At 70.8% G+C, this 22,901-nt stretch carries 25 protein-coding genes and 1 pseudogene; 18 read left to right on the forward strand and 8 right to left on the reverse strand.

Annotated elements, in window-relative coordinates; all coding sequences use genetic code 11:
- Window positions 1–528 precede the first annotated feature (528 nt).
- Together ACIBJC_RS11395 and ACIBJC_RS11400 are read left to right on the forward strand one after the other, a co-directional pair.
- Complete coding sequence (locus ACIBJC_RS11395) at window positions 529–1,263, forward strand: RNA polymerase sigma factor (RefSeq protein WP_399291190.1); 735 nt, start codon at window positions 529–531, stop codon at window positions 1,261–1,263.
- Window positions 1,263–2,375, forward strand: coding sequence for a hypothetical protein (locus ACIBJC_RS11400; RefSeq protein ID WP_399290595.1), 1,113 nt, complete (start codon window positions 1,263–1,265; stop codon window positions 2,373–2,375). Before ACIBJC_RS11395 ends, ACIBJC_RS11400 begins: the two co-directional genes overlap by 1 nt.
- Before the next feature lie 175 nt (window positions 2,376–2,550).
- Here the strand turns inward: ACIBJC_RS11400 and ACIBJC_RS11405 are convergent, their stop codons facing one another.
- Window positions 2,551–3,480: a L,D-transpeptidase family protein gene (locus tag ACIBJC_RS11405; protein WP_399290598.1), complete on the reverse strand. Its 930-nt coding sequence runs from the start codon at window positions 3,478–3,480 to the stop codon at window positions 2,551–2,553.
- 207 nt (window positions 3,481–3,687) lie between these two features.
- On the opposite strand from ACIBJC_RS11405, the gene ACIBJC_RS11410 reads away from it, so the two are divergent.
- From ACIBJC_RS11410 to hemC, 3 genes are all read left to right on the forward strand, one after another.
- Entirely contained in the window at window positions 3,688–5,352 is a 1,665-nt protein-coding gene (locus ACIBJC_RS11410) for a methylmalonyl-CoA mutase (protein ID WP_399290601.1), read from the forward strand.
- 83 nt (window positions 5,353–5,435) lie between these two features.
- On the forward strand, window positions 5,436–6,095 hold the full coding sequence (gene leuE, locus ACIBJC_RS11415; protein WP_399290605.1) for a leucine efflux protein LeuE: 660 nt from the start codon (window positions 5,436–5,438) through the stop codon (window positions 6,093–6,095).
- Between the two features lie 71 nt (window positions 6,096–6,166).
- Window positions 6,167–7,102, forward strand: coding sequence for a hydroxymethylbilane synthase (gene hemC / locus ACIBJC_RS11420; protein ID WP_399290608.1), 936 nt, complete (start codon window positions 6,167–6,169; stop codon window positions 7,100–7,102).
- Between the two features lie 30 nt (window positions 7,103–7,132).
- Here hemC and ACIBJC_RS11425 read toward each other — a convergent pair whose 3' ends face one another.
- From ACIBJC_RS11425 to ACIBJC_RS11440, 4 genes are all read right to left on the reverse strand, one after another.
- Complete coding sequence (locus ACIBJC_RS11425) at window positions 7,133–7,327, reverse strand: DUF1918 domain-containing protein (RefSeq protein WP_329828851.1); 195 nt, start codon at window positions 7,325–7,327, stop codon at window positions 7,133–7,135.
- A 106-nt stretch (window positions 7,328–7,433) separates the two neighbouring features.
- Entirely contained in the window at window positions 7,434–8,582 is a 1,149-nt protein-coding gene (locus tag ACIBJC_RS11430) for an acyltransferase family protein (RefSeq protein WP_399290612.1), read from the reverse strand.
- 133 nt (window positions 8,583–8,715) lie between these two features.
- The gene (locus ACIBJC_RS11435) at window positions 8,716–10,122 is read right to left on the reverse strand and encodes a polysialyltransferase family glycosyltransferase (RefSeq protein ID WP_399291193.1); all 1,407 of its coding nucleotides are present in this window, start codon (window positions 10,120–10,122) and stop codon (window positions 8,716–8,718) included.
- A 5-nt stretch (window positions 10,123–10,127) separates the two neighbouring features.
- The gene (locus ACIBJC_RS11440; protein ID WP_399290615.1) at window positions 10,128–11,111 is read right to left on the reverse strand and encodes a glycosyltransferase family 2 protein; all 984 of its coding nucleotides are present in this window, start codon (window positions 11,109–11,111) and stop codon (window positions 10,128–10,130) included.
- Window positions 11,112–11,319: 208 nt separating this feature from the next.
- Here ACIBJC_RS11440 and ACIBJC_RS11445 point away from each other — a divergent pair, with 208 nt between their 5' ends.
- The 11 genes and pseudogenes from ACIBJC_RS11445 to ACIBJC_RS11495 form a co-directional block, all read left to right on the forward strand.
- On the forward strand, window positions 11,320–12,654 hold the full coding sequence (locus ACIBJC_RS11445) for a DUF6716 putative glycosyltransferase (RefSeq protein WP_399290618.1): 1,335 nt from the start codon (window positions 11,320–11,322) through the stop codon (window positions 12,652–12,654).
- 100 nt (window positions 12,655–12,754) lie between these two features.
- Entirely contained in the window at window positions 12,755–14,002 is a 1,248-nt protein-coding gene (locus ACIBJC_RS11450; protein WP_399290621.1) for a cytidylyltransferase domain-containing protein, read from the forward strand.
- 12 nt (window positions 14,003–14,014) lie between these two features.
- Entirely contained in the window at window positions 14,015–14,941 is a 927-nt protein-coding gene (locus ACIBJC_RS11455) for an N-acetylneuraminate synthase family protein (protein ID WP_399290624.1), read from the forward strand.
- 4 nt (window positions 14,942–14,945) lie between these two features.
- On the forward strand, window positions 14,946–16,085 hold the full coding sequence (locus ACIBJC_RS11460; protein WP_399290628.1) for a hypothetical protein: 1,140 nt from the start codon (window positions 14,946–14,948) through the stop codon (window positions 16,083–16,085).
- Between the two features lie 288 nt (window positions 16,086–16,373).
- Complete coding sequence (locus tag ACIBJC_RS11465; RefSeq protein WP_399290631.1) at window positions 16,374–16,499, forward strand: hypothetical protein; 126 nt, start codon at window positions 16,374–16,376, stop codon at window positions 16,497–16,499.
- A gap of 2 nt (window positions 16,500–16,501) precedes the next feature.
- Window positions 16,502–17,011, forward strand: coding sequence for a DUF6879 family protein (locus ACIBJC_RS11470; RefSeq protein WP_399291196.1), 510 nt, complete (start codon window positions 16,502–16,504; stop codon window positions 17,009–17,011).
- Between the two features lie 19 nt (window positions 17,012–17,030).
- Window positions 17,031–17,879: a helix-turn-helix domain-containing protein gene (locus ACIBJC_RS11475; protein ID WP_399290634.1), complete on the forward strand. Its 849-nt coding sequence runs from the start codon at window positions 17,031–17,033 to the stop codon at window positions 17,877–17,879.
- A 137-nt stretch (window positions 17,880–18,016) separates the two neighbouring features.
- The gene (gene tgmA / locus ACIBJC_RS11480; RefSeq protein WP_399290637.1) at window positions 18,017–18,337 is read left to right on the forward strand and encodes a putative ATP-grasp-modified RiPP; all 321 of its coding nucleotides are present in this window, start codon (window positions 18,017–18,019) and stop codon (window positions 18,335–18,337) included.
- Window positions 18,337–19,299: an ATP-grasp ribosomal peptide maturase gene (gene tgmB / locus ACIBJC_RS11485; protein WP_399290640.1), complete on the forward strand. Its 963-nt coding sequence runs from the start codon at window positions 18,337–18,339 to the stop codon at window positions 19,297–19,299. Before tgmA ends, tgmB begins: the two co-directional genes overlap by 1 nt.
- Complete coding sequence (gene tgmC / locus ACIBJC_RS11490; protein ID WP_399290643.1) at window positions 19,296–20,438, forward strand: ATP-grasp peptide maturase system methyltransferase; 1,143 nt, start codon at window positions 19,296–19,298, stop codon at window positions 20,436–20,438. Before tgmB ends, tgmC begins: the two co-directional genes overlap by 4 nt.
- A 33-nt stretch (window positions 20,439–20,471) precedes the next feature.
- A pseudogene (locus ACIBJC_RS11495) lies at window positions 20,472–20,645 on the forward strand (NUDIX hydrolase); the annotation flags it as partial.
- Window positions 20,646–20,657: 12 nt separating this feature from the next.
- On the opposite strand, the gene ACIBJC_RS11500 reads toward ACIBJC_RS11495, so the two are convergent.
- The 3 genes from ACIBJC_RS11500 to ACIBJC_RS11510 are packed head-to-tail and all read right to left on the reverse strand — an operon-like array spanning window position 20,658 to window position 21,717.
- Window positions 20,658–21,233, reverse strand: a complete 576-nt coding sequence (locus tag ACIBJC_RS11500; protein ID WP_399290646.1) for a hypothetical protein — start codon at window positions 21,231–21,233, stop codon at window positions 20,658–20,660.
- Window positions 21,230–21,526, reverse strand: a complete 297-nt coding sequence (locus ACIBJC_RS11505) for a hypothetical protein (protein ID WP_399290649.1) — start codon at window positions 21,524–21,526, stop codon at window positions 21,230–21,232. The genes ACIBJC_RS11500 and ACIBJC_RS11505 overlap by 4 nt, the downstream gene beginning before the upstream one ends.
- Complete coding sequence (locus tag ACIBJC_RS11510) at window positions 21,523–21,717, reverse strand: hypothetical protein (protein WP_399290652.1); 195 nt, start codon at window positions 21,715–21,717, stop codon at window positions 21,523–21,525. The genes ACIBJC_RS11505 and ACIBJC_RS11510 overlap by 4 nt, the downstream gene beginning before the upstream one ends.
- Before the next feature lie 104 nt (window positions 21,718–21,821).
- On the opposite strand from ACIBJC_RS11510, the gene ACIBJC_RS11515 reads away from it, so the two are divergent.
- Window positions 21,822–22,652, forward strand: a complete 831-nt coding sequence (locus ACIBJC_RS11515; RefSeq protein ID WP_399291199.1) for a Scr1 family TA system antitoxin-like transcriptional regulator — start codon at window positions 21,822–21,824, stop codon at window positions 22,650–22,652.
- The gene (locus ACIBJC_RS11520) at window positions 22,649–22,858 is read left to right on the forward strand and encodes a DUF397 domain-containing protein (RefSeq protein WP_399290655.1); all 210 of its coding nucleotides are present in this window, start codon (window positions 22,649–22,651) and stop codon (window positions 22,856–22,858) included. The genes ACIBJC_RS11515 and ACIBJC_RS11520 overlap by 4 nt, the downstream gene beginning before the upstream one ends.
- Window positions 22,859–22,901 lie beyond the last annotated feature (43 nt).

A 22,901-nucleotide genomic window follows, 5' to 3' on the forward strand; every position in this document is an offset into this window, starting at 1 on the left:
TCCGGGCCTGGCAGGCTCCTGCCCGCCAGGCTCGCGGGACCTTGAACCGCACGCAGATGACGATGCGGACATCAGGCGGACATCAGCACGACCGACTCTGGACGGGACCGAGCCGTCGGCGTAGGCCGCAAGGACGGGCGGTTCGTATGCCGAGGAGAGACGGGCGAGGAAGGCCGCTTCGGCGTCGGCGACGGTGTCAGCGGGAAGGGCTCCCGGATGCGCTGGTCACGCGTTGGTCATCCGGAGGCCCAGCGCCCTGGATATTGCCTGGTCAGAGGGGGAAATGGGAGGACGACCGGGGCCGCCACCCCCCACAGGAGAGGCCCCGGTCGCCGTCCGCCGGAGCCGCAGCACGACCCCGTACTCGTATCAGCGCCGCGGAGGCGTTTTGTGTCACACCTCATAACGCCAGCAAGTTGTTGCAGGTTGTACTAGGCGTGGACGCGGACCGGGTAAGGCCGTAGCGTGCAGGAGCGCGTGGGGTGGCGCGGCGGCGACCGGCCGCGATGTTCAGGACAGGTTGTGGGAGTGCTGGGGGACGACGCGGAGCTGACCACCGCGGTGCTGGCGGCGCAGGACGGGGACGAGAACGCCTTCCGTACTGTGTACCGCGCGGTGCACCCGCGGTTGTTGGGCTACCTACGGACACTCGTCGGCGAGCCGGACGCCGAGGACGTGGCCTCGGAGGCATGGCTCCAGATAGCCCGCGACCTCGACCGCTTCACCGGCGACGCCGACCGCTTCCGCGGCTGGGCGGCGCGCATAGCCCGTAACCGCGCCCTCGACCACCTCCGGATGCGCGGCAGACGCCCCGCCATCGGCGCCGACGAGACGGAGCTGACGGGCCGGGCGGCCGACTCGGACACGGCGGACGAGGCCATGGAAGCCCTCGCGACCGGCCGGACGATGGAGCTGATCGCCCAGCTTCCCCAGGACCAGGCCGAGGCCGTGGTGTTGCGGGTGGTGGTCGGGCTCGACGCGAAGAGCGCGGCCAAGACCCTGGGCAAGCGCCCCGGTGCGGTACGGACGGCCGCGCACCGCGGACTCAAGCGGCTGGCCGAACTCCTCGACGCGGACAGCGGGGCGGACGCCGGCCCCGGTGACGCTCCCGGTGCCTCCGGGGCCGCCGCCGACGGCGCTCCGGGCGACGCCGGCCGCCGTGCGGGGCTGGCCGCCGTACCTCCGCAGCGCAGCCCACGACCGGGAGCCGCCGCTTCCCCAGGTGTGACGTATTCGCGCCTGCGGACGCAGAAGGACATGTGATGGCCGACGAGCGGGACGCGTGGCTCGACAAGGACGCGGCGGAGAGACTGCTGCGCGGTGACCCCGTCGAGGCCCCGGACGAGTATGCGCGGGCCCGGCGGGAACGGCTCTCCGGGGCGCTGCGGGACATGTCCGCCGTCACGTACGCAAACGATGAGGAACTGCCCGGTGAGGCGGCTGCCCTGGCCGCCTTCCGGCAGGCCGGCGAGGCCGAAGGCGGCACGGATCTGCTGGGTACGGTACGGCTCGCCCTGGCGCCCGGGACCGTACGGGAGCGGCGGCGCGGACGTCCGCTGCGGCGGGGTCTGGTCGTCGCGGTGGCCGGCTGCGCGCTGGGCGGGCTCACCGTCGCGGCGGGCGCCACCGTGCTGCCCTCGTTCTTCGGCGGACCCGGCCACGGGCCCGCCGGCTCCGTCTCGGCGGGCGTCTCCCCGAGGCCGCTGTCCTCCGATTCCGCCGACCGCGCCCACGACCGGCCCGCGCCGCCCTCGGACCGCCCGAGCGCGGACGGCGCGGGCGAGCGCGCGCCCGCTTCCCCCTCCACGTCCGCTTCGCCCTCCGCGCCGGGCTCGACGGCCGAGGCGGCACGGGGCGAGGCCGAGGGGGACGAGGACACCCCGGCCGGGTCGGCGGACGGCCGGAGCGAGCGGTTCGTCCCGAACACGGACCCGGCGTCCGGCGCCTGGTACCGCGAGACCGTCGACGCCTGCCGCGACTACCGCAGCGGCGCGATCGACTCCGAGCGCGGGAAGGCACTGGACTCGGCGGCCGACGAGCCCGGGGGTACGAAGCGCTACTGCGACCGGCTGCTCGACGGCGACCTGCGGGGCGGCGGCAAGGACCGGAACGGCTACGGCAAGGACCGGAACGGCCACGGAGGTCAGGGCGGCCAGGGCGAGGAAGGCGGGTACGAGGAAGAAGGCGGCCAGGGTGAGAGCGGGCAGCCGCAGCTCACCCCCGCGCCACCGACCCTGTCGCCCACCGCGCCTCCCCCGTACGGGACGCCGGCGCCGGAGACATCGCGGCACCCGACGGATGCCGTGACGGACCCGGCGGACCCGGCGGACCCGGCGACGACCGAGGCGACCCCGTCCGCCCCGGACCCCTCCTGACCTGCTGTTCTCCGATACCGCGATGTCGGGTGTGACACTTTTCCGGGCCATGGCGCAGTACAGAGTGAGCCGACTGGTCATCGGCAGCGCATCGAGCCGGGGTTCCCCCCGTACCTTCGGCTCAGCGCATCGGCGCGGGCGGGACACGTTCCCCCGGTCCCGCCCGCGCCCCTCTTCACCAGTAGATGACGACCTTGTCGCCCGTCTTGACCTGTGCGTAGAGGGCGGCGATCTTCTTCTCGTCCCGGACGTTGACGCAGCCGTGCGAGGCGCCCGAGTAGCCGCGGGCCGCGAAGTCCTCCGAGTAGTGCACCGCCTGGCCGCCGCTGAAGAACATCGCGTACGGCATCGGGGAGTCGTACAGCGTCGAGACATGGTGCCGGGACTTCCAGCCGACCTCGAACGTCCCCTCGCGCGTGGGGGTGTACTCCGAGCCGAAGCGCACGTCCATCGACGATTCTATTTTCCCGTTGATCATCCAGGAGAGCGTGCTGCTCGTCTTGCTGATGCACATCACCCGCCCCTTCATGCACCGCGGATCAGGCTTGGCGACCGGCTTGGTGGTGGGCGGGGTCAGTTCGTCGGCCGTCGGTGTGCGGGTCATGCCGAGGAGCCGCTGCCAGGTGACGGTGTCCGTCGCGCCGGTCCTCGGCAGCCCCCGCCGGTCCTGGAAGGCCGAGACCGCGCCGGCGGTGACGGAGCCGTAGTAGCCGGTGGGCGCGCGGTCGAAGTAACCGATCTGGCCCAACCGGGCCTGGAGTTCGCGCACCTGGTCGCTCTGGCTGCCGGTCGCCATCAGCGTCGGGGGCGCGGTCCGCGTCGGGCTCGGGCTCGGCGGCGGGGCCTCCGGCGTCGTGGGTACGGGCGCCGCGGACGGAGTCCGGTCGGTGGCGGGGCGGGCCGACGCGGCCGTCGGGGCGGGCGCGGGCGGGGTGGGCGTGGCCGTGGTCCGCTCGGGCAGCGGGCCGATACTCACCCCCAGGGAGTCCCCGCCCTTGGCGTCGGCCGCCGGCTCGCCCGTGCCCGGCTGCACCGTACAACCCACGCTCACGGCCAGTACGGCGGCCGTGGCGAACCCTCTGCACAGGGTGGATGTCGTGAGCATCTTCGCGGCTCCCCGAAGAGAAGAAGACGGTTCCCGGCGCGTTGCCGGACCGGAGTGACCGGAGTGACATGATCCCGCGCCGGCGCGGCCCGTGTGCCCGTAACTCCCGAATTCCCGGGCGCGCGGGCGACGTCCGGGCGCGCGCGGACGACCGGCCGCCGCTACAGTCCGTAGTGACCGGCGGTCAGCGACGGGAGGCGGCATCCCATGACGGATCCCACGACAGATCCCACGCCGGACCCGACGCCGGATCCCGTGCCGGACCCGGCCCGTGAATCCGGCGCCGGACGGGGCGTCAGGCTCACCGAGAGCGGCCTGCCCGTCGAGCCGGTGTACGGGCCCGGCGCGCTGGCCGGCTGGGACCCCGCCGAGAAACTGGGCGAGCCCGGCGCGTACCCCTTCACCCGGGGCGTCCACCCGACGATGTACACCGGCCGGCCCTGGACGATGCGGCAGTACGCCGGGTTCGGCACCGCCGCCGAGTCCAACGCCCGCTACCGGCGGCTCATCGCGCACGGCACGACCGGCCTCTCCGTCGCCTTCGACCTGCCGACGCAGATGGGGTACGACAGCGACGCGCCCCTGGCACGAGGCGAGGTCGGCAGGGTCGGCGTCGCCATCGACTCGATCGACGACATGCGGGTGCTGTTCGACGGGATCCCGCTCGGCGAGGTCTCCACCTCGATGACGATCAACGCGCCCGCCGCCGTACTGCTGCTCCTCTACCAACTGGTCGCGGAGGAACAGGGCGTTCCGGTACGGGAGCTGACCGGGACCGTCCAGAACGACGTACTGAAGGAGTACATCGCGCGCGGCACCTACATCTTCCCGCCGGAGCCCTCCCTGCGGCTGGTCGCGGACCTCTTCCGGTACTGCCGCGCCGAGATCCCGCGGTGGAACACCATCTCGATCTCCGGCTACCACATGGCGGAGGCCGGGGCCACGCCCGCGCAGGAGATCGCGTTCACGCTGGCCGACGGGATCGCGTACGTACGGACGGCGCTGGCGGCGGGCATGGAGGTGGACGACTTCGCGCCCCGGCTCTCCTTCTTCTTCGTCGCGCGGACCACGCTCCTCGAAGAGGTGGCCAAGTTCCGTGCCGCGCGCCGGATCTGGGCCCGGATCATGCGCGAGGAGTTCGGCGCGAAGAACCCCAGGTCGCTGATGCTGCGCTTCCACACCCAGACGGCGGGCGTGCAGCTCACCGCGCAGCAGCCGGAGACCAATCTCGTCCGGGTCGCGGTCCAGGGCCTCGCGGCGGTCCTCGGCGGCACGCAGTCGCTGCACACCAACTCCTACGACGAGGCGCTGGCGCTCCCCTCCGACAAGGCCGCGCGCCTCGCGCTCCGTACCCAGCAGGTGCTGGCGTACGAGACGGACGTCACCGCGACCGTCGACCCGTTCGCCGGCTCGTACGCCGTCGAGCGGCTCACGGACGGCGTGGAGGCCGCGGCCCTCGCGCTGATGACCCGGATCGAGGACATGGGCGGCGCGGTCGGCGCCATCGAACGGGGCTTCCAGAAGGGCGAGATCGAGCGCGCCGCGTACGCCGTGGCCCGGCAGACGGAGAGCGGCGAGCGGGTGGTCGTCGGCGTGAACCGGTACACCCTGGACGAGGAGGAGCCGTACACCCCACTGCGGCTCGACCCGGAGATCGAGACCCGCCAGGCGGCGCGGCTGGCGCGGCTGCGCGCGGAGCGGGACGGGACGGCGGTACGGACGGCCCTCACGGAGCTGCGGGAGGCGGCGGCGGGCACCGCCAATGTGCTCCACCCGATGCGGACGGCGCTCCGGGCGCGGGCGACGGTGGGGGAGGTCTGCGACGCGCTGCGGGAGGTGTGGGGGACGTACGTACCGGTGGACGCGTACTGAGCCGTTCCGGCCTTCCGAGCGGCGGTGTCCGGCAGCCGGATTCTCCCGGCGCGGCATCGAACTCGTATGCGACACTCCGGTACATGTTGGGTGTCACTGATCTGCCGACCTATCTCGTCGGCCTCGTCCTGATCGTTCTGCTGCCGGGCCCGAACTCGCTCTACGTGCTCTCGGTCGCGGCCCGCCGAGGGGTACGCGCGGGCTACCAGGCCGCCGCGGGCGTCTGGTGCGGTGACACGGTCCTGATGGTGCTCTCCGCGGCGGGCGTCGCCTCGCTGCTCCAGGCGAACGCCGTGCTGTTCGGCATCGTGAAGTACGCGGGCGCCGGATACCTGACCTGGCTGGCCGTCGGAATGCTGCGCGCCGCGTGGTCGATGTGGCGCGCCCGGCACGAACGCGACGAGGCGGGCGCCGACGGCGGACGGGAGACGGCCCCGGCGGCCGAGCGACCGTACCGCAAGGCACTGATGATCAGTCTGCTCAACCCGAAGGCGATCCTCTTCTTCATCTCCTTCTTCGTCCAGTTCGTCGACCCCGGCTACGCCCACCCCGCCCTCTCGTTCGTCCTCCTGGGCCTCCTCGCCAACGCGGCCAGCGCGCTCTACCTCTCGGCCCTGATATTCGGCGGTACGCGCCTCGCGGCGGCCTTCCGCCGCCGTAAGCGCCTCTCGGCGGGGATGACGACGGCGGCGGGGGCGATGTTCCTGGGCTTCGCGGCGAAGCTCTCCCTCAGCAGCGTCTGACGGTGCCCGGCGCCGCCGGGTCAGCCCAACGGCGGTCCGGCGGCACCCCCGGGCGGTCTATCGTGGAAGGCATGTCCGCTCCTGAGCTGATCCGTATCGTCTCCCGCGACTCGCCCATGGCCCTGGCCCAGGTGGAGCGGGTCCGTGCCGAGCTGGGGGTGCTGCATCCCGGTACGGCGACCGAGGTCGTGCCGGTCAAGACCACCGGTGACAAGTGGATGGGCGACCTCTCCCTGGTCGAGGGCAAGGGCGCCTTCACCAAGGAGGTCGACGCCGCGCTCCTCGCGGGCGAGGCGGATCTCGCGGTGCACTGCGTCAAGGACGTGCCGGCGGACCGGCCGCTGCCCGCGGGGACGACGTTCGCGGCGTTCCTCAAGCGGGACGACATCCGCGACGCCCTGATCCACCCCGGCGGGCTGACCCTCGACCAGCTTCCCGACGGGACGCGGATCGGTACGTCGTCGGTGCGCCGGGTCGCCCAGCTCGCCGCCTCCCACCCGCATCTGGAGTGCGTCCCGTTCCGGGGCAACGCCAACCGGCGGCTGGAGAAGCTCGCCGCGGGGGAGGCCGACGCGCTGCTGCTCGCCGCCGCCGGGCTGGAGCGGATCGGCCGCAGTGACGTGATCACGGAGATCCTGTCGCCCGAGACGATGTGCCCGCCCATCGGCGCCGGGGTCCTCGCCCTCCAGTGCCGTGAGGACGACACGGTGCTCATCGACGCGGTCAGCGGCCTCGGGGACCCGGACACCTACCGTGAGACGACGGCCGAGCGGATGTTCCTGCACGTCCTCCAGGGGCACTGCAACAGCCCCATCGCCGGGTACGCCACCGCCCGCCCCAACGGCGACCTCTCGCTGCGCGCCTGTGTCTTCACCCCGGACGGCAAGACCGTGCTCAACGCCCACGAGTGGGCCGGGCTGCTCAGCCCGGCCGATCTCGGCGCGTCCGTCGCCCTCGCGCTGCTGCGCCAGGGCGCGCGGGAGCTGATCGACACCATCGCCCACTGACCGGGCGCCCCGCGTCGGGGACCCGGGCCGTCAGTCGTTGCCCTTGCGGTGTTCGACCATGGTGTCGGGGCCCGGCGACATGATCGTCTCGTGGCCGTCCGCGGCGCGTACCCGGAAGGGCGGCGTGCCCTCCGGGCCCAGCACCTCCACGATCTCCACGACGCGGTCCTGCTTGCCGACCACCCTGCCGTGCATGACCAGCCGGTCGCCCTTGTTCGCCTTCATGCGTACTCCCTGTGGATCGACCGTCACGCCACGTTACGCGGCGTTGTGTGGAGTGTAGGGGCGGCCCACCCGCGTCAGCCATTCCGTCAGGCCGATCGGGTCCCCGCTACGCCCGCACCCGCTCCGCCTGCTGCTTCATCAGGCGCTTCATGCGCGGGCCGACCGGCTTCTCCACCAGCCGGTGGATCAGCCAGGCGACCGCGAGCAGCGTGACGATCGTGGCGACGAACGTGAGCCGCGCGTCCAGGCCGAACTTCTGGTGATAGGCGGCGATCACGAACCACCCGAGGTGTTCGTGGATCAGGTAGAAGGGGTACGTGAGCGCCCCGGCGAAGGTCAGCCAGCGCCAGTTCGCCCACCGCAGCCAGCCGAGGGCCACGGCCGCCACCGCGCCGAAGGCGAAGGTGACCAGGAGCAGGATCACGTAGGGGGAGCGCTCCTGGAAGACGCTGGTCGCGTTCGGGTCCCACAGCGCGGTGGTCGAGTAGCGCTGCCCGAGCAGCCAACTGGTGGCGACGATCGACCAGAGCAGGAGATCGCTGCCGTAACGGTGGATCAGGTAGAGCGCGAGGCCGCCGATGAAGAACGGCGCGTGGTCGCGCATGACGAGTTCGTCGGTGAGCGGGTTGTCGGCGACGCGGGCGAACACCCCCGCCACCGTCCACAGGCAGCAGAAGATGACGACCCGGCGGTACGTGACGCCCTTCCACACCACGAAGAGCGCGAAGAGCAGGTAGAAGCGCGCCTCGACCCACAGGGTCCAGCACACGCCGAGGACCCGGTCCACCCCCATCGGCTGCTGGAGCATCGTCAGATTCACCAGCACCTCGTCGAGGCGCAGGGGCTCGATGACCGACGGCAGGGCGACGCACGCGGCGGTGGTGAGGACGATGGCCGCCCAGTAGGCCGGGTAGAGCCGGGAGACGCGGGAGCGGAAGAAGTCACCGAGTGAGCGGCCCCAACTGCTCATGCAGATGACGAAACCGCTGATGACGAAGAAGAGCTGCACGCCCAGCGAGCCGTAGGTGGCGACCGCCGACAGATCGGGGAAGAGCTCCTTCGGGGACTGGCCCCACGCATGTCCCACCTGCCCCTTCCCCGCGTAGTGGAAGGTGCACACCATCAGGGCGGCGAGGATCCGCAGGCCGTCCAGGGCGCGCAGGCGGTCCCCCTTCGCGGGGGGCGCCGCGGGGGCCGGGGGGTCCACTGGCCCGGGCGCCGGTTCCGGTGCTTTGGCCAGGGTCGTCTGAGTCATTCCGGGGTTCCGTTTCGTCCCTGCGTCGATGCGTCGGTCGTGGAATGGATGAACTCGCGCTTCGTACGGACCGCAGGAGGCGGAGCGCCGCGTTCCGTCGCAGCGCTCCGCCTCCACGCGTCCTGCCGTGGGCTCAGCCCAGCGCCGCCCTCTTGAACGAGCGCGCGTGCCGGGCCACCCTGCGTACCGTCGCGTTGCGCGGAATGAAGGCGAGCTGGGTGGGAACGCCACCGGGCAGCGCCAGCACCGCGAGCCTGCGGCGTTTGAAGTAGACCGTGGTGCGCGGGGTCAGATGCCGGGCGAGGAAGCCCTCGGCGGCCGGGCGCAGACTCCGGTAGATCTGCGGCTGCATCGCGAACCCGACGGCCGCGACCAGCTCGGACAGCCGCTCGTACGGCTCGTACGGCGCGCTCCCTGCCTGTGCCGCGCCTGCACCCCCCGCGCCCGCGCCGTCCTCCAGCGGCGGGAGCAGCGCGTCCACGATCGTCACCGGTACGCGGTTGCTGTTCTGGTACGGGGCCAGCCGCTCCAGCAGCAGTTCCGTGCCCGTCCGCGCGACCGGCAGCCCGTAGAAGGCCTTCGCCGTGAACAGGGCCGTGGAGAAGCAGGCGATGACGAGGGCGGGGCGCAGCCGCTGGTACAGCACCTCGGCCAGCACGGGGCCCGACCGTACCGTCAGCTTCGCCCCGAGGGACGCGGCCTCCTCCTCCAGCGTCCGCGACCACTGCGCGGGCGCCGAGGGGTGGGGCTTGAAGACGACATTGCGGTGGCCCCGGGCGATCGCGCCCCTGACCATCCCCAGATGCAGTTCCTCCTCCTCCGCCACGGTGAGGATGTCGAGCGCGGAGAGGTACTGGCCGAGGATGAGCGCGGGCGGCTCGTCGGCGGCGTCACCGTCCGCGAGCGCGTCCAGCTTCGCGTCCGCCGCGCTCTCCGCGTCCGCGATCTCCGCGAGCACCTTCACGAAGGTCTCGTCCGGGATGATCTCCGGCTCGACGCCGAACTCCGTGAGCAGCAGCGGCTTCAGGCCCGGTACGAGATCCAGGTGCAGCAGCCGTTCGACGCGCCCCCCGATCAGCGGGTCGAGCTTGCTCCGGGTGGGCCCGTAACTCATCAGCCCGTCCGCGTACACATGGAGCGGGCTGTCCCCGAAGATGGCCGCGACCGCCTGGGACGGATTGGCCTGGATCGACTCGCAGGCGATCTCCACCGGCGTGTCGCCGAGCCCCCAGGCCTCCCGGACGGCCCGCTGCCACAGCGCGGCGTCCTGCTCGCGCGGGGACCAGCCGGCCGGGTGGAAGGGGCGTACGAAGTCGTTCCAGGACCGGATCTCGTCGTACTCCGGCCGCAGCGGGCGGAACCCGGGGAGCGTGTCCAGCGCGGTGGCCAGCTCGGGGGAGGACGAGGTGTCGCTGATCACCAGGATCCGGCGGTGCTCCGAGCGCGGGCCGAACAGCCCGGCCCGGATGGCCGCCGTGACGGTCGCCGCCGCGTACTGCGTGCAGGCGAAGAAGAGCTGCGTGGTGCCCTTGGCCGACATGCTCATCAGGCTGCCTCCGGTCCCCGCTGCGCGATCGGACGGCGGCGGACCCGGCGCAGCCGCCCGGCCCGCGCGGCGTCCATCGAGTCCAGTGTCTCCGTGAGGAGGGGCGCCGGAATGCGCCTGAGGGCCGCCGCGCTGAGCGAGCGGAGTTTGCGTGCCACGGGCGGTTCGAACCTCTCGATGGAGCCAAGGTGGTGGGCCATGACCGCGCAGTACGTCCGTACGGCCTTCGGCAGCAGCAGATCCGCGTCCCGGTCCGCGGCCGTCTCCGCCACCACCTGGTCGAAGGCCCGGATGAAGTCGAGCTGCCTGACATCACCGATCTGGGTGAGCGACGAGGTGACCCCGCGCCGGTAGAACACCCCGTGCAGGCTCACCGCGGCGAAGGACTCCGCCTCCCGGTGCAGCCTCCAGATCCAGGGCCGGTCCTCGGCGGTGCGCAGCCCGTCCGTGAAGTGCAGCAGCCCGCGGTCGACCAGCCGGCGGTGGTAGATCCCGGCCCACGCGTAGGCGTAGTCGACCGAGGTGGACCGGTCGGCGGGCAGGATCGCGTCCCGGGGGTCGAGCACCGTGGAGCGCCGGCCGACCGGGACCCGGTGCACCGCCCGGGACTTCCCGGTGAACTGCACATGGTCGGTACGGACGAAATCGCAGTCCAGATCCTCGGCCGCCGCGAGCAGTTGCTCGAAATAGCCGGGAGCCACCCAGTCGTCGCCGTCCAGATAGGTGATGTACGTACCTGTCGCGGCGTCGAGGCCGGTGTTCCGCGCGGTGGCGAGTCCTCCGTTCCGCTCATGTCTGATCACCCTGGCGCCGGGGAGTTCGCGTTCCGCACGGTCCAGGATTTCGCCGGTACCGTCCGCCGAACAATCGTCGACAAGCAGGAATTCGAAGTCGGCACGCGTATTCGCCTGCAGGCTCCGCAAAGTTTCGGGGGCATATGTCCGCACGTTGTAGAACGGCACGACAACAGAGAGCTTCACCACCCGAGTGACGCTAGGCGGCATGCCGTCACCAGGGCTGACTTCGCGGGGCACGCCGGATGAACGAAGAGTGTCGGAACAGTGAATCGGCCGGAGCCACTCGTTGTTCCGGACATTTCCCGGGGTGCGACGCCATTCGTAGACGTGTTGTTAACCCTCCATTGCCATTGAGTTGGGCCGACAAACGGAATGGCTTCCTAACGTCCTCGACGTGCCATCACGTATCAGTCAAGCGGTCCGGGTCGCCGTGCTCGCCGACTCCGACACCCGGTGGAAATGGGGCGCGCTCACCGCGCGCCGCATCGCCCCGGACGACCGCCCCACAGAGCTCAGCGGCTTCCTGCTGCGCGGCCGGGCCACGCCCACCCCCCGCCAGCTCGCGGAGGTCGGCGCGGACGCCGACGCCCTGCGCGAGGTGACCGGGACCGCCTTCCTGCGGGCCCTGCGCGAGGAGTCGTACGACATCGTCGTGCTGGCGCTCGTCGGCGGCGCCGTCCAGGCGATGCTGCACGGCATCGCCGCGCTGAGACTCGCGGAGCGGCCCGTTGTCGTCACCGGCTACGTCGGCGTCGTCTACGAGAAGCTCTCGGACGGGCTGCTGCTGCGGCACGGCGCGGACGTCGTCCTCGCCAACTCCCTCTACGACGCGGAGCGTTTCCGCGCCGTCTACGAGGGCGTGGGCGCCGACGCCTCCTCCGTCACCGAGGCGGCGCTGCCGTTCCTCGGCGGCGCGCGCTACCAGCCCGAGGAGGGGCGCGACACGCTCGTCTTCGCCGCGCAGCCCTCCGTACCGGCGACCCGCGCCGACCGTACGTACCTGCTGCGCCGCCTCGTCGAGCACGCCAGGCTCCACCCGCGCCGCGAGGTGCTGCTCAAGCTGCGCAGCAAGCCCGGCGAGCACACCACGCACATCGAGGAGTTCCCCTACCAGCGCCTCGCCGAGAAGGTGCCCGGCGGGCTGCCGGACAACTTCAAGCTGGTGTACGGGAACATGGGCGAGGTCCTGGACCGTACGGACCTGCTGGTCACCGTCTCCTCGACGGCCGCCCTGGAGTCCCTGCACCGCTCCGTGCCCACCGCGATCCTCACCGACTTCGGGGTGCGCGAGCCGCTCGGCAACCACCACTTCATCGGCTCAGGGTGCCTGGCCTCCTGGGACCAGCTCGACGGCGGCGGACGCCCCGTCCCCGACGCCCGGTGGGCCGACCGGCAGGGCGTCGCCGCCGATGGCTCGTACGCCCACGCCTTCGACGCGGCGCGCCGGCGCGTCACCGAGCTGACCGAGCGGGCCTCCGCCGGGGAACTCCCGGAGATCAGCCCGTACTACACGGCCACGACCGCCCCCGGATACCTGCCGGGCCTGCTCGCCCGCTACCACCTCGCGGCGGACGGGACCCCGCTGCCCGCCGCCGCCAGAACCGCCGAGAACAGCGCGGGCGGAGTGCGGCGCGTGGTGCGCGAGGCGGTACGGGGAGCGGCGCGCGGCGCCTACCGGCACGGGGTGCAGCGCGTGGCGCCGGTCATCCGCCGGATGGGCGAGCTGTGACCGCCCCCGCCGCCCCCGCCGCGCCCGCCGGCCTTCCGGGCACCCCCGCACGACCTGTCATCGCACGAGCCGCGCACACCCGACCCCCTACGGAGTACTGATGACCGTCCTCGCGGTGATCCCCGCACGCGGCGGATCCAAGGGCGTACCCGCCAAGAACCTCGCCGCCGTCGGCGGCATCCCCCTCGTCGTCCGCGCGGTCCGCGCCTGTCTGGCGGCCCGGCGCGTCACCGACGTCGTCGTCTCGACCGACGACGCGCTGATCGCCGAGGCGGCCCGCACGGCCGGTGCCGAGGTCGTCCTGCGCCCCGCCGCGATCGCGGGGGACACCGCGACCAGCGAGGACGCCGTCCTGCACGCCATGGACGCGCACGGCGCGACACGCGGCCAGGGCGCCGGCGACCCCGACGTGGTGCTGCTGGTGCAGTGCACCAGCCCCTTCCTCACGGCCGAGGACCTGGACGGCGTCACCGGCGCCGTCACCGAGGACGGCGCCGACACCGCGCTGACCGTCGCGCCCACCCACGGCTTCGTCTGGCGCCAGGACGGCGCGGGCCGCACCGAACCGGACGGCTACGGCGTCAACCACGACAAGGCGAACCGGCCGCGCCGCCAGGACCGCCCCCAGGAGTACCTGGAGACCGGCGCCGCCTACGCGATGCGCGCCGACGGCTTCCGCACCGCGCGCCACCGCTTCTTCGGCCGCACCGCGCTCGTCCCCACCGACCCCGCGCGGGTGCTGGAGATCGACGACCCGCACGACCTGGCGCGCGCCCGGCTCCTCGCGCCGCTGCTCGACCCGCAGGTCCTGCCCTCGTACGACGATGTCGACGCCGTCGTCCTCGACTTCGACGGGACGCAGACCGACGACAAGGTCCACATCGACTCCGACGGCCGCGAAACGGTGGCCGTGCACCGCGGCGACGGCCTCGGGATCGCCGCGCTGCGCCGCTCCGGCCTCGAACTGCTCATCCTCTCCACCGAGCAGAACCCGGTCGTCGCGGCCCGCGCCCGCAAACTCCAGGTCCCGGTCCTGCACGGCATCGACCGCAAGGACCTGGCGCTCAAGCAGTGGTGCGACGAGCACGGCATCGCGCCCGAACGGGTCCTCTACGTCGGCAACGACGTCAACGACCTGCCCTGCTTCGGCCTCGCCGGCTGGCCGGTGGCCGTCGCGAGCGCCCACGACGAGGTACGCGCCGCGGCGCGCGCCGTCACGACCACGCCCGGCGGCGAGGGAGCCGTCAGGGAGATCGCCACCTGGCTGCTCGGCCCGGCGCTCTCCACGGCTCCCGCCACCCCCACCGCCCCCGTGAACCCCCACACCCTCCACACAGTCAACAAGTAAGGACGCACCGCCATGAGCACCAACTCCCCTTCCCGTCTGCGGAACTTCGGTACCCGGACCGCCGGTCCCGGCCGCCCCGTCTACATCACGGGCGAGATCGGCATCAACCACAACGGTGAGCTGGACAACGCCCTGGCCCTGATCGACGTGGCCGCCGAGGCGGGCTGTGACGCGGTCAAGTTCCAGAAGCGCACCCCGGAGATCTGCACCCCGCGCGACCAGTGGGACATCGAGCGCGACACCCCCTGGGGCCGGATGACGTACATCGACTACCGCCACCGCGTCGAGTTCGGCGAGGACGAGTACCGCACCATCGCCGAGCACTGCGCCAAGCGCGGCATCGACTGGTTCGCCTCCCCGTGGGACACCGAGGCCGTCACCTTCCTGGAGAAGTTCGACGTGCCCGCCCACAAGGTGGCCTCCGCCTCCCTCACCGACGACGAGCTGCTGCGCTCCCTGCGCGCCACCGGCCGCACCGTCATCCTCTCCACCGGCATGTCGACGCCGAAGCAGATCCGCCACGCGGTCGAGGTCCTCGGCAGCGAGAACATCCTGCTCTGCCACGCCACCTCGACGTACCCGGCCAAGGCCGAGGAGCTCAACCTGCGGGTCATCAACACCCTCCAGGCCGAGTTCCCGAACGTCCCGATCGGCTACAGCGGCCACGAGACCGGTCTCCAGACCACCCTCGCCGCCGTCGCCCTCGGCGCCACGTTCGTCGAGCGTCACATCACCCTGGACCGCGCCATGTGGGGCTCGGACCAGGCGGCCTCCGTCGAGCCGCAGGGCCTGACGCGCCTCGTCCGCGACATCCGCACCATCGAGGCGTCCCTCGGTGACGGTGTCAAGAAGGTGTACGAGTCGGAGCTCGGCCCGATGAAGAAGCTCCGCCGCGTCGCGGGCGTCGTCGCCGAGGCCGCCGAGCCGGTAGCGGTCTGACGCCATGACCGGTGCCGGCGGGGGCAGCTCCCCGTACCAGAGCGAGACAGTGGCCGCGACAGCTTCCGCGCCCGCGGGCGTCCTTCTCACCGACACCCCCGCCGCCCCCACGATCGCCTTCGTGGAGAGCCCGGTCCAGTTGCTCAACGTGCTGGAGTGGGCGCACCTCAGCGGGACGGGCGACGCGCTCACCGTCATCGTCCTGTCGCCCACCGACCCCATGTCGCGCGGTCAGCTCCGCCGGGTGGCCGAGCTGGCCCGCGACGAGGGCTTCACGGTGCGCTGGCAGGAGGCGCGCGGCGGGGCCGGGGCGCCGCTGCGGACGGTACGGGCGCTGGCACCGCTGCTGCGCAAGGCGGACCGGGTCGTCATCGGTGACCCGTTCTCCCGCTACGTACAGCTCCTGCTGGCCCTGGTCCCCACCAAGGAGCTGACGGTCGTCGACGACGGCACCGCGACGATGGAGTTCGTCGGGCAGATCGCCCGGGGCGAACGCCTGGTGCGCTGGCACCGGCGGGGCGGCTCGCGCGGGCCGCGGGAACTGGTCCTGGCACCGGTCACCGCGGCCGCGCGCCGCCGCCTCACCCCGTCGGCCGCCCGTTCGGTCGAGGTCTTCACCTCGATGCCGGTCGAGGGGGTGCCGGACGGCATCACCGTGACGGCCAACACCTTCGCCTGGACCCGCGCGACCTTCGGGCCGCCCCGGATCACGACCGGCGCCGACATGGTCGGCACCTCGCTGGTCGAGACGGGCGTGGTCGACGCGGACCTGTACACCGAGGCGGTCATCGCGCTCGCCCGCACCCATGGCGCGACGCGCTACTTCGCCCACCGGCGCGAGAACGTCGACAAGCTCCACAAGCTGCACGCGGCGACGGGCCTGGAGATCGTCCGCCCCGACCTGCCCCTGGAGCTGATCGCCCGCCGCGGCCCGATCGGCCGTACGGTGCTGAGCTTCCCGTCGACAGTGGTCCACACCCTGCCGCTGGCCCTCGCGGGCACGGGCGTACGGGTCGCGGTCTGCGACATAGCCCCGGAATGGCTCAAGGAGACGGCGTCGCCCCGCGCGCAGGGCTTCCTCTCCGGGGTCACGGGCACGGCCCGCGACGTCCACCGCCTCCCGAGGCTGCCTTCGCCGGCCTGAACCGGCACCGGCACCGGCCCGGCCCGCCACCCTCCTCGGGTGGCGGGCCGGCCGCTGTACGGGCTGGGGTCCGGTTCAGTGTGGCGGAGGCGGTCCTTGCTCCATTGACGAGTATTCAGTCCGTCCGACATCATGGTTGGGAACGGTTCGCCAAATTTCGAGCAACGGAGGCACGCCATGCGTGCTCGGCTCCTCGGCAAAGACCCAGAGTCCCAGGAAGGCAACTCGCCTACCTTGTTCGCGACCGACCGCACCGACCGTAAGACCTGCATCGCGCAGGGATGGAAGGTGACAGATCCCCAGGCGCTCGCCGATGTCGGGCCCGTCCCCGACCACGAGACGCTCATCGAGATCCCTGAGGACGTACTCAAGATGTACGCGCTCCGCTACCTGGAACAGGAGGGAGAGCGCTGAGCCTGCTCGTCGGACCCGAGTTCACCAAGCTCTTTCGCACCTTCGAGCACACGGCCTTCCGGCTGGAGACGCGCGACCACTACAAGTCCGCCAACGAGTCGGAGGCGCTGCGTCAGTTCGTCGCGGGTGACACGGTTGACCTGTACTGGTTCCAGAACTGGCTGACCATGATCCGGCAGACGACCGCCGAGGGCCGCCGCTTCATGCGCGTGCGGGTGGTGACGGTGCCGCTCACCGATTACAGCCGCTTCGGGGTGTTCTGTTCGCAGCACACCAACGCGGCTGGTGAGGACATTCGTTACCTCAAGAGGGATGAAGCGGCTGATCTCCCGGACTACGACTACTGGTTGTTCGACTCGCGCAAGCTGGTACGGATGCACTTTGATGACGACGAGAACTTCCTGGGCGGTGAAATCATCGAAGATCCTGCCGTGATCGTGCAGCACAACTACTGGCGTGATGCCGCCTGGCACCTCGCCACACGACGGGATGACTTTGCCGCGGACGAATAGAACGACCGGCGTTACCACCGTGCACGAAGCGCGTGACGCACTGGGCAAACGACTCCGTGATCTTCGTCGGCAGGCCGGCATGAGCGGTCGGCAGCTCGCGGAGTCGTTGGCCTGGCCACCCTCGAAGGTGTCGAAGCTGGAGAACGGCCGACAGGCACCGACCGACGGCGACATCAGTGGGTGGACGCGGGTCACCGGCAAGGAGGACGAGACTGACGCGCTGCTCGCTTCACTGCATACGCTCGAAGTCCAGCACGCCGAGTGGCAACGGCAGCTCAAGACGGGCTTGAAGCCGCATCAGCAAGAGATTGCCAACCTGGACGCTCAGACGCGCCTCTTCCGGGGGTTCGAGTCCACCTTTGTTCCTGGCCTTCTTCAGACGGCCGCGTACGCCAGGGCGCGGTTCGCTCAAAGCATCACCGTGTTCAACGTGCGCAACGACATCAATGAGGCCGTGGCCGCGCGGATGCAGCGCCAAGAGGTTCTGTATCGGCCGGAAAAACGTTTCCACTTCGTGCTGACCGAGGCGGCGTTGCGCTACCGGCTGTGCCCGCCAGGGTGCATGCTCGGGCAGCTTGACCGACTCGTCACGCTCTCGGCGTTGCCCAACGTGAAGCTCGGCATCATCGGGTTCGAGACGGCGTACGTGGTCGCGCCCGCGCATGGCTTCTGGCTGCTGGACAACGACCGGGTGATGGTCGAGACGTTCTCGGCAGAGCTGAACCTTGCTCAACCCCAGGAACTTGCCCTGTACAGCGGCATTTTCGATTCGCTCGCAGCCGTCGCCAGCTACGGACGTTCGGCACGGGCGATCATCAATCGCGTGGTGAGTGATCTTGCTCCCGACGTGCCGGAGGATGGCGAGTAATTTCCCGTACCGTCACCTCTCCGGAGGTATTGCTAGAAAGATCTAGAAACTTTCTGGTCGGCTCGCTTTCATCGCTCTACGCTCCCAAGGGCGTGCTGTTGCACGTTCACATCCATCGGAGTTTGGGAGTCCGGCTGGTGAGTACCTTCGTCCCCCTGCTGAGCCGAGAGCAGATCGACCGGCAGATGACGCAGACGCCCGCACCGTGGGGCACGCAACGAATGGAGCCGTACGCGGCTACCACCACGGTCCCGCAGTACACGCCCGTGATCGACCCCGAAACGCAGATCGCCGTCATGGTGGACGAGCACGGCCGGACGGTCGAGCTGGGTAAGCACGGCACCAGCACGAGTGGCCTGACGCCCACCGCGACCACCCCCGGTGACGGGTCCGGTCCGGGGGGCGCGACCGACGCGGACAGCACCGAGTCCTATGACCAGGACCAGAGTTCCGGCTGATGGGTGACAGCAGGTCGGTACTGGTGCTGACCAATCCCTACGACGTGACAGCGGACGTGGTGTTGCGGCTTCTCGCCGAGCGCCGGGTTTCCGTGGTCCGTCTCGACCCCGGCACCGACCTGCACACGGGTGCCTCGCTGACCGCCACTTACTGTACGGGCGCCCAGCAGGGCACCCTGCGCACGGAAAGCCGGAAGCTCGACACCACTCGGATTCGGTCCGTCTGGGTGCGTAGGCCCTCGCCCTACGATGGGCCGGCCGGGTTGAGCGGCCAGGACCGTCAGTTCGCCGTGGAACAAGCCCTGTGGGGCGCGGGCGGCATCCTCGCGTCACTGCCGGGCGCGTGCTACGTCAATCACCCCTGGAACAACCGAGCCGCCGAGTTCAAGCCGGCGCAGCTCTCGACCGCGCAACGCTGCGGGTTCCTGGTGCCCAGCACAGTGATCACCAACGACCCGCGCGAGGCACGGTATTTCGCCGCCCACCAGCCCGGCGGAGTGGTCTACAAACCGGTGTGGAACACGCCTTACCGAGTGGGCGACCAGCCACACAGCGTGTGGGTCCGGGAGGTGCGCGAGGCCGAGATCACCGACGCCGTGTCGATCTGCCCACACATGTTCCAGGCCAAGGTCGACAAGGCGTTCGATGTGCGGGTGACCGCCGTAGGCGGCCGACTGTTCGGGGTCCGGATCGACAGCCCTGATCTCGACTGGCGCTACCGTCAGGATTTGATGACGTGCACACCGATCGAATTACCCGGGGCGGTTGCGCGTGCGATCGTTGCCTACCTTGCCGAACTCCGTTTGATTTACGGGGCGTTCGACCTTGCCGTCACCACTGCGGGCAACTGGTACTTCCTTGAGTGCAACCCGAATGGCCAATGGGCGTGGCAGCCGGCCCGGACCACGGCGGCAATCGCCCATGCTCTGACCGACCAGCTGGAGAAAGGCCCCGACGCGTGAGCACATCGGCTCAGCTCCGCCACACCTTGACGGACAGACTCACCGAGGAGGGCGCCCTGACGGAACCCGAGTGGCACAGCGCCGTCATGGCGGTTCCGCGCGAGCTGTTCACGGGGTCCTACTTCAGGACGGTGACGGGGAGCGTTCCGACCGGCTACCGGCCCGTCCGGGAGGGTGAGTCCGGATGGCTGGAGGGGGTCTACTCCGACGTCACGTTGATCACCCAACTGGACGGTCGGATCAGGCCCGACGATGTGACCGAGGGGACCATGACCGGCTCCCCGTCGTCGTCGTCCACCCTGCCGTCCTTGGTGCTGCGTATGTGGCAGCAGCTCGGCGCCGAGGCTGGTCACCGGGTGTTGGAGATCGGCACCGGCACCGGGTACTCGACCGCCCTCGGTGCACACCGCCTCGGGGACGCCAACCTCACCAGCATCGAGTACGACCCGGTGGTGGGTGGTGCTGCGGCGGCGGCGCTCAAGGCCGCCGGTTTCGCACCCCGGCTGATCATCGGTGACGGGATGCGCGGCGACCCGGACGGGAGCCTGTTCGACCGGCTGATCGCCACGTGTTCGGTCCGACATATTCCGCTGCCGTGGTTGCACCAGGTGCGGCCGGGCGGCAAGATCCTGGTCACGCTGTCCGGGTGGAGCTACGCCAACGCCCTCGCACTGCTGGACGTGACCGGCCCCGGGGAGGCCACGGGCCGGTTCCTGCCCGGCTGCACCAGCTTCATGATCGCCCGGCCGCACGACCGTCCGCCCCGCCCGATGCTGGCCCTGCTGCCTGGAGATGAGCGTCCGAGCCGGATCGACCCCGCGAAGCTCGATGACTGGACGGGCGGTTGGGTCGCGCAGCTCGCGGCGCCCTCGGCCGAACGCATGGGGGCGGGGGCGGAACAGATCCTCTGGGACGTGTCCACCGGTTCGCAGGCCCGGACGGCCCCCAACCCCCAAGGCGGGTGGACCGTTGTCCAGCGGGGTCCCGTTCGTCTGTGGGACCGGGTCGAAGGGGCCGTGCAGTGTTGGCAGGCTGCCGACGAGCCTCACCAGGAGCGGTTCGGAATCACGGTCTCGGCCGCCGGTCAGAGGGTGTGGCTCGGCACCGAGGACGGCCCGGGGTGGGACCTGCCGATCTGACACACGCGGGCCCTGTGGGCAGCACTGTGCACCGCGCAGGCGCCGCGCGTTGCCATCGCGGTGGTCCTCCGCGAAAGCGATGTCCTACTGGTCTGCCGACGGGACGACGAGGCTGCCGGGATCACCTGGCAGTTTCCGGCCGGCGTCATCAAGCCGGGCGGCAAGTCGGAGACCGAAACCGTGCGGGAGACCTTGGCCGAGACCGGACATGGGAGACCGTCACCCGTTGGATGACGACGTGTGTGCGTACCACGTGGCGATCGACCGCTTGCTCCGCCTGCGGGGAACGGCCGGGGGCGCGTGAAGACCTGGCCGTCCGGCGGCGGTGCATATCCGGCCGGGGCGCCGCTGTGGGCGGAACCGGTCGTACCAACGGGGTTTGCGGTGTCTGCGGCGGCCGGGCCGGGGCGCCGGAGGCGACGGGTGGTACGTGGGTACGGGCACCGCTGTGAGCAGGTAGACCCCGCTGTGGTCAGCGGCGCGGAAGGTGAACGCCGTGCCCGCGAGGAGCTGATTCCACGCCTTCTCCTGAGCAACGAAGTCATCACACCAGCAACGGAGTTCGGTGGGCACGTCGGGAGCGGGAGGTCCTACGGGGACGAGGGTGCCCGGAGGGGCCCACAGGGACCACGGGTCGGGGTCGAGCCCGTCGGCGATGCGCCGGGCCTGACAGCGCAGGAAGGACAGGGCGCGGTCCGGCCCCGCCGCCTGTCGGGCGGCGAGGACGACACGTACCCACGCGCCGTTGACCGGCCCTTCACAGATGACGGTCAGGCGGTAGAGGGTCGGGCTCATCCCTTCCTCCTCGCGGGAGGCCGCTGCTTGCGGCGCAGGGCCGCGAGGGCGCGGAGCTGTGTCTGTTCCCGCTCGGTCGCCGGACGCACCGACAACCGGGGCGCCTCCCAGGTGTGGCCCGAGGGGCGGACCAGGTGGACCACCGAACCGGCGAAGCAACGGATGAAGCCGGGCATGTCCGTCCTGTGGTCGAACACGGCCATACCCACCCGGAGTTCCTGCCCGAGGACGGGCACGTTCGCGGTGGGACGCCGCGCCGGGTAGCGGCGCCCGCCGCGCTCGCCGGGCGTCATGTGGGGTCTCCCGCCCTGCGGTGCGGGTGCGTGGCGATCTTCCGGGCGCACTCCAGGGGTGTCGCCGAACCGATCCCGCGCTCGGCGTTCTCCCGGCGCTTGTCCCACCAGGCGCATACGTCACAACCGGGCTCGGGGGCGAGGTCGACCGGGGGATACGGCGGCTTGGCGGAAACGTTCTTGTCGGACATGGCGACTCCTCTCCGTAGTGAATCCACTACCAGGCGCGTTCAGAGTTGCCTACAGTTGGCCTCTCATCAACTTGCGCTTTTTGAGCGGAGAGTGGGTCATCACGATGGTGAACCGGAAGGAACTGGACCCGGACAAGTCGCCCAGCGCGAGCTTTGGCCAGCTCTTACGCGCATTGCGGGATGAGCGCGGCTGGACACAGGAGGAGCTGGGCGAACGTCTGGGATGCTCCGGAACGCACGTGTCCGCCGTAGAAACTGGCCGCCGTCCTCCAACTGCGCGCTTCGCGGCAAATGCTGATCGGGTGCTCGGTACCGGTGACCGGCTCACACGTCGGAGCCGAGCCGTCCGCTACACCGCGCTGATTGACGGGTTCCCCGAGTACCTCACGTATGAGGCACGGGCGGCAGAGGTCAGGCTCTATGAGGTGGGCGTCATCCCGGGGATACTCCAGACACCGGAGTACGCGGCGGTACTCACCGCCCGCGAGGTCGAGCGGGGCGCGATCGCACCCGATCAGGGCGACGAACGGAACGCCCTTCTTGCGGTGCGTCAGGCAACTCTTCAGCGGACACCGCCGCCGCTGGTGTTCGTGGTGCTGGACGAGAGCTGCCTCAGGAGGCCGGTCGGCAGCCACGCCGTCATGGAGGCCCAGTTGGCGTGTCTCATCACGTTCGCCGGGCTTCCGAACACGGTGCTACAAGTGGCCCCCTTCGACATGGGCGACCGCCGCCCACTCAACTTGCCGCTGTACATCCTGACGATGGAGAGCCGTTCTCTTCTCTCCTATGCGGAATCCGCACAGCGTGGCCAGCTTGAGCGGGAAAGCACTTCCGTAGTGCCCCTGTTGACCGCCTACCATCAATTACAGGCCGAAGCACTCTCCCAGGCGGCATCCGTGGCCATGATCAACCAGCTACGAAAGGGCACTCCGTGACGACCGGAACACCCCGTTGGTTCACGTCCTCCTACAGCGAGCACGGCGGCGCCTGTGTAGAGGTGGCCATCAACCTCGTCGCCTCGCACGGTGTGGTCCCCGTGCGGGACTCCAAGAACCCGAACGGTCCGCAACTGGCCTTCCCAGCAGCCCCGTTCGCTTTCTTCGTGGCGTCCATAAGGACTGAAGAGTTCGGCACAGTCTGAGCACCCCCTCCGGCGCCGGTCCGGGCCGGCCGCCGTCATGGGG

Source organism: Streptomyces sp. NPDC050509 (assembly GCF_044457965.1).
Classification (GTDB): domain Bacteria; phylum Actinomycetota; class Actinomycetes; order Streptomycetales; family Streptomycetaceae; genus Streptomyces.

Bases quoted from the DNA above. Each gene is read 5' to 3' on its own strand.
- ACIBJC_RS11400 (WP_399290595.1), top strand. From the start codon at position 1,263: ATGGCCGACGAGCGGGACGCGTGGCTCGACAAGGACGCGGCGGAGAGA.
- ACIBJC_RS11405 (WP_399290598.1), bottom strand. From the start codon at position 3,480: ATGCTCACGACATCCACCCTGTGCAGAGGGTTCGCCACGGCCGCCGTA.
- ACIBJC_RS11410 (WP_399290601.1), top strand. From the start codon at position 3,688: ATGACGGATCCCACGACAGATCCCACGCCGGACCCGACGCCGGATCCC.
- leuE (WP_399290605.1), top strand. From the start codon at position 5,436: ATGTTGGGTGTCACTGATCTGCCGACCTATCTCGTCGGCCTCGTCCTG.
- hemC (WP_399290608.1), top strand. From the start codon at position 6,167: ATGTCCGCTCCTGAGCTGATCCGTATCGTCTCCCGCGACTCGCCCATG.
- ACIBJC_RS11425 (WP_329828851.1), bottom strand. From the start codon at position 7,327: ATGAAGGCGAACAAGGGCGACCGGCTGGTCATGCACGGCAGGGTGGTC.
- ACIBJC_RS11430 (WP_399290612.1), bottom strand. From the start codon at position 8,582: ATGACTCAGACGACCCTGGCCAAAGCACCGGAACCGGCGCCCGGGCCA.
- ACIBJC_RS11435 (WP_399291193.1), bottom strand. From the start codon at position 10,122: ATGTCGGCCAAGGGCACCACGCAGCTCTTCTTCGCCTGCACGCAGTAC.
- ACIBJC_RS11450 (WP_399290621.1), top strand. From the start codon at position 12,755: ATGACCGTCCTCGCGGTGATCCCCGCACGCGGCGGATCCAAGGGCGTA.
- ACIBJC_RS11455 (WP_399290624.1), top strand. From the start codon at position 14,015: ATGAGCACCAACTCCCCTTCCCGTCTGCGGAACTTCGGTACCCGGACC.
- ACIBJC_RS11460 (WP_399290628.1), top strand. From the start codon at position 14,946: ATGACCGGTGCCGGCGGGGGCAGCTCCCCGTACCAGAGCGAGACAGTG.
- tgmB (WP_399290640.1), top strand. From the start codon at position 18,337: ATGGGTGACAGCAGGTCGGTACTGGTGCTGACCAATCCCTACGACGTG.
- ACIBJC_RS11500 (WP_399290646.1), bottom strand. From the start codon at position 21,233: ATGAGCCCGACCCTCTACCGCCTGACCGTCATCTGTGAAGGGCCGGTC.
- ACIBJC_RS11505 (WP_399290649.1), bottom strand. From the start codon at position 21,526: ATGACGCCCGGCGAGCGCGGCGGGCGCCGCTACCCGGCGCGGCGTCCC.
- ACIBJC_RS11510 (WP_399290652.1), bottom strand. From the start codon at position 21,717: ATGTCCGACAAGAACGTTTCCGCCAAGCCGCCGTATCCCCCGGTCGAC.
- ACIBJC_RS11515 (WP_399291199.1), top strand. From the start codon at position 21,822: ATGGTGAACCGGAAGGAACTGGACCCGGACAAGTCGCCCAGCGCGAGC.